The organism is Microcystis sp. LE19-41.2A (genome assembly GCF_027530405.1).
In the GTDB taxonomy this organism is placed as follows: Bacteria; Cyanobacteriota; Cyanobacteriia; order Cyanobacteriales; family Microcystaceae; genus Microcystis; species Microcystis aeruginosa.
The window spans coordinates 1-1,158 of the sequence record NZ_JAPZQJ010000064.1; the positions used below are offsets into that span (position 1 = coordinate 1).

Below are 1,158 nucleotides of genomic sequence, written 5' to 3' on the forward strand. Positions count from 1 at the left end.
CTCGAAAGTCTAGAAAATCTCGATAATTGGGTAAGTCCTCGCTTGGGCATTCGTTTTCAATTAGCCCAACCAGAGTTAGTTTTGTATTATCCCGATGGTCAACCTTTCACCAGTTACAACGAAGAACGACAACGGGCCGAAGCGGAACGACAACGGGCCGAAACGGAACGACAACGGGCCGAACGATTGGCGGCAAAACTGCGAGAATTAAACATTAATCCCGAGGAGATTTAAAAAAAATTATCGCTACAATGAAAGCAGATAAGTAGATAGGTATTAAAAACCTTCAGATCCCCCCGCCTATCGGCACCCCCCTTATTAAGGGGGGCAGGGGGGATCAAACCTAAAATCCATTTTTAATTTAATTATAACCAGCTACTTAAATATCAAGTCCTCTAGCTAGAGTCGCAACAGTAAGCCCAGAAAAAATGCCCTAGGGCAGGGTTGACTAATTCCCACTCTCCGATACTTTTTAAACAGCATTTAGGATCATCACCATCCCTAAATATTTGCCCTGGTTTTTTCTAGTAAAGTTATACTATTAAGGAAGCCAAGACGAAATTCTAGGGTTAAGCAATGGTTAGACAACTCGACGACAGCCCAAAAACCGCAATCGTCTATCCCGATAGCGATGGTAAACCGATGGCCGATAATACAAGACAATTTCGCTGGATTACGACGATTAAATCGAATCTAGACTGGTTATTTGCCAATAATGCCGATGTTTTTGTCGCTGGCGATTTACTCTGGTATCCCGTGGAGGGAGATAATAAGACTCGACAAGCGCCTGATGTGATGGTCGCTTTCGGCAGACCGAAAGGGGAAAGAGGTTCCTATCAACAGTGGAAAGAGAACAATATCCCCCCACAGGTGGTTTTTGAAATTCTCTCTCCGGGCAATACCCCAACGGAAATGACCAGAAAACTGCTGTTTTATGACCGTTATGGTGTGGAAGAATACTACATTTATAATCCCGATAAAAATGATTTGGGCGGCTGTATTCGCCAAGAAAATCGGCTCGAAAGTCTAGAAAATCTCGATAATTGGGTAAGTCCTCGCTTGGGCATTCGTTTTCAATTAGCCCAACCAGAGTTAGTTTTGTATTATCCCGATGGTCAACCTTTCACCAGTTACAACGAAGAACGACAACGGGCCGAA

At 43.7% G+C, this 1,158-nt stretch carries 2 protein-coding genes; both read left to right on the top strand.

Going from position 1 to position 1,158, the window contains the following annotated elements; translation table 11 throughout:
* Positions 1-234: hypothetical protein (locus O9290_RS02875; RefSeq protein WP_288086681.1), on the top strand; the 234-nt coding region annotated here is incomplete at its 5' end.
* Between the two features lie 342 nt (positions 235-576).
* The coding region (locus O9290_RS02880; protein ID WP_288086683.1) for a Uma2 family endonuclease at positions 577-1,158 on the top strand (582 nt) is incomplete at its 3' end.